7 protein-coding genes are annotated in these 7,714 nt (G+C 71.0%); 3 read left to right on the top strand and 4 right to left on the bottom strand.

Features of this window, described 5'->3' with window-relative positions; genetic code table 11:
- Positions 1–155: 155 nt before the first annotated feature.
- From ACZ6SA_RS20175 to ACZ6SA_RS20165, 3 genes are all read right to left on the bottom strand, one after another.
- Positions 156–800: a GntR family transcriptional regulator gene (locus ACZ6SA_RS20175; RefSeq protein WP_347647714.1), complete on the bottom strand. Its 645-nt coding sequence runs from the start codon at positions 798–800 to the stop codon at positions 156–158.
- A gap of 109 nt (positions 801–909) precedes the next feature.
- Positions 910–1,554, bottom strand: a complete 645-nt coding sequence (locus ACZ6SA_RS20170) for a response regulator transcription factor (RefSeq protein WP_347647715.1) — start codon at positions 1,552–1,554, stop codon at positions 910–912.
- A complete protein-coding gene (locus ACZ6SA_RS20165; RefSeq protein WP_465829509.1) occupies positions 1,551–2,654 on the bottom strand; it encodes a sensor histidine kinase in 1,104 nt (367 codons plus the stop codon). Before ACZ6SA_RS20165 ends, ACZ6SA_RS20170 begins: the two co-directional genes overlap by 4 nt.
- A gap of 111 nt (positions 2,655–2,765) precedes the next feature.
- Here ACZ6SA_RS20165 and ACZ6SA_RS20160 point away from each other — a divergent pair, with 111 nt between their 5' ends.
- The 3 genes from ACZ6SA_RS20160 (at position 2,766) to ACZ6SA_RS20150 (ending at position 5,979) form a co-directional block, all read left to right on the top strand.
- Positions 2,766–3,503, top strand: a complete 738-nt coding sequence (locus ACZ6SA_RS20160) for an ABC transporter ATP-binding protein (protein ID WP_347647717.1) — start codon at positions 2,766–2,768, stop codon at positions 3,501–3,503.
- The gene (locus ACZ6SA_RS20155; protein WP_347647718.1) at positions 3,500–4,261 is read left to right on the top strand and encodes an ABC transporter permease; all 762 of its coding nucleotides are present in this window, start codon (positions 3,500–3,502) and stop codon (positions 4,259–4,261) included. Before ACZ6SA_RS20160 ends, ACZ6SA_RS20155 begins: the two co-directional genes overlap by 4 nt.
- Before the next feature lie 71 nt (positions 4,262–4,332).
- A complete protein-coding gene (locus ACZ6SA_RS20150; protein WP_465829506.1) occupies positions 4,333–5,979 on the top strand; it encodes a PucR family transcriptional regulator in 1,647 nt (548 codons plus the stop codon).
- A 7-nt stretch (positions 5,980–5,986) separates the two neighbouring features.
- Here ACZ6SA_RS20150 and ACZ6SA_RS20145 read toward each other — a convergent pair whose 3' ends face one another.
- Positions 5,987–7,714 carry an ABC transporter family substrate-binding protein gene (locus ACZ6SA_RS20145; protein ID WP_465829504.1) on the bottom strand — a complete coding sequence of 576 codons (1,728 nt, stop codon included), beginning with the start codon at positions 7,712–7,714 and terminating at the stop codon, positions 5,987–5,989.

The following is a 7,714-nucleotide window of genomic DNA, read 5'->3' as shown; positions in this document are numbered from 1 at the left end:
GTGTAAGACCTCAAGGGCGCAAGCCCGGCGGGCGGCTGGCGGTGAAGCAGGAAGACCAACCGGCGACGGTTGGAATCCCCCGGCTTCAGCCGTGGGGAGGAAGTCAAGGTGGTTCTCCTTGTGCGACGACGACCACCGGGCCGCCGGTGGAGGGATCACGGGTCGAGCTGCTGCAGCGCCATCTGCCGTGCGTACGACTTGTCGATGTGCTGCCGCACCAGCGTCTCTGACCTGTCCGGATCCTTGTCCTTGAGCGCGGCGGCGATCGCCCGGTGGTCCTCGTTGGTGTTCTCCATGCCGAGCGTGCTGTGGGCCAGGTACCAGATCCGCAGAGATCCGCAGTTGAGCCGGTTCACCGCTTCGGCCAGGAACGGATTGTCGGTCGACTTGGCGATCTCGAGGTGGAACTGGTGGTCGTACTCGATGGCCCCGTACGGCTGGCCGGCCGCGATCTCGTCGTCGATGCGATCGCAGATCCGTTCCAGCTCGTCGAGATGCGCTGGGGTGGCGCGTCTGGCCGCCAGCCGCGCCACCGGCTCCTCCAGGAGGTGGCGCGACTCGTACAGCCTGGACAGATCCCTGACCCGGATCCCGCGCACGTAAGGGGTGCGGTGCGGCGGGTAGTTGATGAACTGCTCGTCGGCCAGCTTTTTGAGCGCCTCCCTGATGGGGGTGCGCCCGAACCCGTAGCGGGTCGAGAGCATCGCGTCGTCCAGGGGCAGGTCCTCGACGAGGTCGCCCGTGACGATCGCCCTTCGCAGAACGTGGTACGCCTGCTCAGTCTTTGTCCGTCCGGTCAAGGTCATCCGTATACCCTCGATATATTTGAAGTACAAGGAAAGTACGAGACGGTGCATGCCGAGGTCAAGACCCTGAGCTCATTCACCGTGATCGGTCATCGACCGACCGTCAGCGCAGGATGCCTTCGTGCAGGGCGCGCAGCACGGCGTTGGTGCGATCGCGAGCGTCGAGCTTGAGCAGGATCGTGGACACGTAGTTCTTCACCGTGCCCTCGGCCAGGAACAACGCCCTGGCGATCTCCCGGTTGGCGTAGCCCTCGGCCACGAGCCGCAACACCTCGAGTTCGCGCTCGGTGAGCTCCTGCACCGGTGCCGCGTCGCCGCCGGCCGGTGGAGGGCCGGAGCGGATCGCGCGCAGCAGCCGGTCGGTGATCGACGGCGCGACGAGCGTGCCGCCGTCGGCCAGGGTGCGCACCGCCCTGGTCAGCTGCTCCAAGGTCACGTCCTTGAGCAGGTAGCCGCGCGCGCCCGCCCGGAGCGCCTGCAGCACGAGCGTGTCGTCGTTGAAGGTCGTCAGCACGAGGACCGGCGTCTCGATGCCGCGCTCGCGCAGGCGTTCGAGCGTCCAGATCCCGTCGTAACGCGGCATTCTCAGATCCAGCAGCACCACGTCCGGCCCGGTCGCCGCGATGACCTCGATCGCCGCGTGCCCGTCGTCGGCCTCACCGGCCACCTCGACGTCGGCGACCTCCAGCAGGCTGCGGATCCCCTGACGGACGAGCGTCTGGTCGTCGACCACCACGACCCGGGTCACGACGCCGGCACCTGAGCCGTGACCCGGAACCCGCTCCGGCCGTCGACGCTGACCTCGCCGCCGAGCGCCTCGAACCGCTCGGACAGCCCGCGCAACCCGTTGCCGAGCACCGGATCGGCCGCGCCACGGCCGTCGTCCACCGCGGTCAGCCGCACCGCGTCGCCGTCGGACGCGACCTCGATCCACAGTTCGCGGGCGCCGGCATGCCTGATCGTGTTGGTGACGATCTCCTGCACGGCTCGTACGAGCGCCGCGACCTGCTCCTCGCCTGCCCGCACCTCGGGTGCGACCTCGATCGACACTTCGAGGCCGGGCAGATCGCGCACGACCTGCCGCAGGGCCTCCGTGAGGTCGGACGACTCGGTGCGCAGCCGGCCGACGGTGGCGCGCACGTCACCCAGCAGGTCGCGCGCCACCCGGTTGGCCCGCTCGACGTGCTCCCTGGCCCGCTCCCCGTCGCGGTGACGCGCCGCCTCCAGCTCCAGGGTGAGCACGGTGAGCTGGTGGCCGATGAGGTCGTGCAGATCGCGGGAGATCCGGAGCCGCTCGGCGGTGCGCGCCGACTCCGACAACAACACGCTCGCCGCCTGGAGCCCGACGTGCGCCTCGGTCAGCTCGCGCCGCATGCGCTGCTCCCGCATGGTCACCAGCGAGCTCAGCAGCGTCGCCGCCTGGATGAGCACGTAGAAGCCGATGCCGAGGGCCGTGTCGGCGGCGTCCATGCCGCGCGATGCCGCGGACAGGGCGAGCACCACGGTGTTGAGGCCCACCACGACGAAGCCCGCCCACGGGGGCACGACGTGGACGCTGATCGCGGCGACGATCACCAGCAGGATCGGCAGGAGGCTCCACTGCTCCGCGGACACCACCACGGCCCACGACGCCACGACCGCCGCCGCGAACGCCGCGTGGCGGACCCACCGCGGACGGCCCGGGCCGCCGGCGACGAGAACGGCCGCGATGAACACCACGAACAACGTGATCCACAGGGTCCGGGGAATGACCGCGCCGGCCGCGCCGGCCAGGACCGGACCGCCGGCCACGACCGACACGACGAACATCGCCAGCCCTGACCACTCCTCCGGCCCGAGTCGACGCATGGCCTCACCCTAACGCCGGCCCGTCGCCGTCCTCGGGTGCCGAAAGTCACGCGCGCATGCCCTGACCTTCGGCACGGGCGCGCGCCCGCCTGGCCCGCCTACCGTCGCCGCATGGAAGAGACGGAAACGGCGGTGGAGGCCGCGAACCTCCGCAAACGCTACGGCGACACGGTGGCGGTCGACGATGTGAGCCTGCGCGTCGGGACGGGCGAGATCCTCGGCATCCTCGGCGGCAACGGGGCCGGCAAGACCACCACGGTGGAGATGATCGCCGGGCTGCGGAAGCCCGACAGCGGGCGTGTCCGCGTGCTCGGCCTCGATCCGGGGCGCGACCGCGCGAGGCTCCGCCAGGTGCTGGGGGTCCAGCTCCAGGAGGCCCAGCTCCACCACGCGCTGACGGTCGCCGAGCTCATGGGCATGTTCCACAGTTTCTACCCGCATCCGAGACCCGTCGAGGAGGTCCTGGAGCTCGTCGAGCTGGCTGACCGGCGTACGACCCGCTTCGAGAAGCTCTCCGGCGGCCAGCAGCAGCGGCTCTCCATCGCCGTGGCCCTCGTCGGGCGGCCCCGCGTCGTGATCCTCGACGAGCTCACGACCGGGCTGGACCCGCGTACGCGCCGGCGGATGTGGGCCGCGGTCGAGCGGCTGCGCGACGAGCGGGTCACGGTCCTGCTCGTGAGCCACGCGATGGAGGAGGTGGAGCGGCTCTGCGATCGGGTGGCCCTCCTCGACGCCGGCCGCCTCGTGGCGCTCGACACGCCCGCCGGGCTGGTCGCCAGGACGGGAGCCGCGAACCTCGACGACGCGTTCGTCGCCCTTTCCGGATCGCGGCCGGAGGAGATCTCATGAACGCCGACGCCCGCCGTCCCGGCCTCGGGTCGTGGCTGACGCTCATCCGGTGCGAGGCCAGGATGGTCGTCCGCGACACGGCCGGGCTCGTCGTGCCCATCGGGCTGCCCCTGCTGGTCCTCGTGATGAACGCCTCGTCGGCCGGCGGCGAGGTGGTGGTCAACGGCCGCACGGTACTGGACCTCTACGTGCTGCCCCTGGTGCTGGCCATCATCATCGCCACCATCGGCGTCGTCAACATGCCGAGCTTCCTGGCGTACTACCGGCGTGCCGGGATCCTGCGCCGCCTGTCGGTCACGCCGGCCTCGCCGGCCATGGTGCTGATCGCCCAGGCGGCGGTGAGCGCGCTGCAGACGATCATCGGCATCGGGGCGGCGCTCGCCGTGGCCGTGCTCGTCTTCGACGCCAACCTCCCTTTGCGTCCCGTCACGGCGCTCGGCCTCCTGCTGCTCGCGACCGCGGCGATGTACGCGGTCGGCATGATCGTGGCCGCCGTCGCCCCGACGCCGAACTCGGCCGTGGCGATCGGGCTCGTCGCCTTCTTCGCCCTCGGCGCCCTCGGCGGGCTGTTCGGCAGCCGGGAGAGCCTTCCCGAGACGCTGGCCATGGTGGGCGAGTGGCTGCCGTTCGGCGCCACCGTCGAGGTCCTGTCGAACGCCTGGGCGGGCACCCCGATCGAGCCCCTCCATCTGGTGAGCCTGTCCGTGACGGTCCTCGTCGGCGGCGCCGTCTCGGCCGCGTTCTTCCGATGGGACTGACAGCGTCGCGCAGAGGACAGAAGCCCGAGAGCTGGCCTTATGTCCGATGTGGGGCTTAGGATCTGTCACCGATGGTTGCACCAAGAGCGCGGCTCTCGCGGTTGCTCGACGACCTCGGACGCATGTTGCTCGACCTCATCGCGTCTCCCGGGGACCTGGACGGCGAACTGACGGGTGTGGCGATCCACGGCCCGGGCGACGAACTCACCGTCGAACCGGGCGAGCTCGTGCTCGGCGTGGGCCTGCACGACAACGACGCGATCGCCGGGCTCCTGCTTCGCCTCGGCGAGCGCCGTGCGGTGGGGCTCGTCGTCAAGCACCCGGTGACCGCGGACGCCTCCATCGTCGCGGCGGTGCGCGACAGCGGCGTGGCACTGTTCGGGCTGAACCGCGCGGCCTCGTGGTCGCACGTGGCCGCCATGCTCAGGGCGCTGCCGCTGGCCACGACCGACCTCACCGGCGGGGCGGACCTGCTCGCCGGCGCGCCTGCCGGTGACCTGTTCGCCCTCGCGAACGCGGTGGGGGCGCTGCTCGACGCGCCGGTGACGATCGAGGACCGCGCGTCACGCGTGCTGGCCTTCTCCGGGCACCAGCACTGCGCCGACCAGGGCCGGGTCGAGACCATCCTCGGCCGGCAGGTCCCCGACCGCTACACGCAGCTGCTCGAACAGCGGGGTGCGTTCCGCGAGCTCTCCAAGGGCACGCCGGTCTACGTCGAGCCCCTCGCCGAGGACATGCTGCCGCGGGTCGCCATCGTCGTCAGGGCCGGGGACGAGGTGCTCGGCTCGATGTGGGCCGTGGTCAGGGAGCCGCTGTCCGAGGCGCGTGCGGCGGCCTTCGCCGACTCGGCCAAGATCGTGGCGCTGCACATGTTGCGGGCCAGGGCGGGCGCCGACGTCGGGCGCCGGCTCAGCGCCGACCTGGTGGCCATGGTGCTGGAGGGCGGCCCCGGAGCTCCCGAGGCGGCCAACCGCCTCGGGCTCACCGACGGCCGGCTCTGCGTGATGGCCGCGCAGGTCGTCACGGGCGACGCCGCGGACACCGAGGCGGCCATGCAACGGCTGCGCGACGCCCTCGCCCTGCACTTCTCGGCGGTGCACCCGCGCTCGGCCGCGGCGCTGCTCGGCGGGACCACCTACGTCGTGCTGCCCGTCGGCGCGAGCGGCGACCGCGACGGCACGGCGTCCGTGGTCCGGCTGGCGGTGGACTTCCTCGCCCGGGTGGGGGCGCGTACGGACGCCGTCATCGGGGTCGGGCGGGCCACCATGTCACTCGCCGAGGTGACCCACTCCCGCCGCGAGGCCGACCGGGCGCTGCGGGTGTTGCAGACCGACCGCCGCCGCAGGCGGATCGCCCGCTACAGCGACGTCCAGGTGGAGTCGCTGCTGCTGCGCCTGGCCGATCTCGTCGCCGAGGACGGCGAGCTGCACCTCGGCTCGCTCGGAGCGCTGGTGGACTACGACGCCGAGCACGAGAGCGGCTTCGTCGACACCCTGTCGGCCTACCTCGACGCCTTCGGCAACGTCGCGGAGGCGGCCGCCGCGATGCACCTGCACCCCAACTCGTTCCGGTACAGGCTGCGCCGCGTCTGCGAGATCACCGGCCTCGACCTCGCCGACGCCGACGCTCGGCTCGCCGCGACGTTGCAGCTGCGGCTCTACCGCGTCGCCAGGGACCGGGGCGTGGTCAAGGAGACGGGATCCGCCCGGTCCCGGTGACGACCCGTCATGACTCGCCCAGCAGGCCCCACTGCTCGGTGTTGTAGGTGGGGAACCCCAAGCTGTTGTCGCGGACGTTGCCGAGCTTGGCGCTGTAGGCGAGGAACGACCTGTTCTGGTAGAGCGGCAGGATCGCGTAGTCCGACGAGACGATCCTGTCGGCCTCCTGCAGCTTCTCCGTCGCCGCCTGCGCGCTCGATGCCGAGAGTGCCTCGTTCAGCAGCCGGTCGACCTTGGGGTTGCCGTAGTTGTTGAGGTTGAACCGGCAGAAGGTCTGGTCCTCGGGGCAGCTCAGGTAGTAGGGGATGTTGCTGGTCGTCGCGAACGGCGACTGCGACACGGTGGCGACCGTCATCGCCCAGTTCCCTTCCTGCACGGCCTCGATCGTGTTGGCGACGGTGGCGACCTGCACGTCCACGCCGAGCGGCGCGAGGGCCGCCTTGACCAGCTGGGCCTCGCTGGCGCGCAGCTGGTCGCCCGCCTGGACCACGATGCGCAGCGGGGGCACGGCCTTGCCGTCCGGGTCGGCGAGCTTCGCCCCGACGCCGGTGTACCCCGCGTCGGTCAGGGTCTTCTTCGCCTTCTCGACGTCGCCGATGCCGTACCCGAGCTCGCTGACCACGTCGGAGTAGCCGGGCGCGCCGCCGATGAACATGTGGCTCAGCAGGGGTTCCGCGGTGTCGTCGAACTGCCCGATCGTCTTGTCGATCACGTCCTGGACGCGGATCGCCTGGAAGATCGACTTGCGCAGGGCGACGTCCTGCAGCGCGCGGGCGTTGAGGTTCAGCCACAGCTTGTGGACCGACGCGCCCGGCGTCACCTGGTAGCGGACCCCGGGCAGCTCCTCGACCTGCTGGACGATGTCGACCTGCGGGTTCGGGTAGATGACGTCGACCTCCCCGTTCGCCAGCGAGGTCGGCTGCTGCGCGACGTCCGTGATGAGCCTGAAGACCAGCTTGTCCAGGTTCGGCGGCGGGCCGAACCACTTCTCGTTGCGGACCATCACCACGGAACCGTCGGAGGTGTACTCCTGGATCCGGAACGGGCCCGCCGAGAACTTCGGGACGGACTTGGCGAAGCCCTCGTTGAAGCTCTTCGCCAGGCCCGCGGCGGTGTCGGTCGGCCCGTACGTCTCGGCGACGTGGGCCGGCAGGAACGGCGAGAACAGCGCCTGCCAGTCGACGTACGGCTCGTCGAACACGACCGTGACGGTCCGCCCGCCGTCCGAGCCCTTCACCGACGCGATCCGGTCGTACCCGGCCGTGTTGGACGCCTGGCACTTGGGGCACTCGCGCGGGTCGAGGGCGCGCCAGGTGTAGACGAAGTCGTCCGCCGAGATCGGCCGGCCGTCGGACCAGACCGCCTCGGGGTCGATCGTGTACTTGATCGTCTGCGGTGAGTCGCCCACCTTCTCCGCGCTCGTCACGAGGGTCTCGTTGCGGACCGGCGTACCGTCCGGCTTGATCATGAAGGCGCCGGGCATCAGCACGCTCGAGATGTCGAGCACCGAGTAGGTCGCGCCGGCGGAGTTCAGCACGTTCCAGTTCGAGATCGGATAGGTGATGGTGTAGGTCGCCGTCCCGCCCTTGGCGACCTTCGCGGTGTTCACCGTGTTCACGTCGCCGGACACGCGACCGTCGCCGGCCGCCGCGCCGCCTCCGCCCGCGCAGGCAGCGAGCAGCAGTGCCACGGCGCTCGTCGTCAGGGCCAGGGAGTGCTTCCCGCGGTAAGCCAT

This window comes from Nonomuraea sp. NPDC049378 (assembly GCF_055586745.1).
Note: the sequence above shows the minus strand (reverse complement) of the source record. Positions and strands in the feature narration are given on the sequence as shown.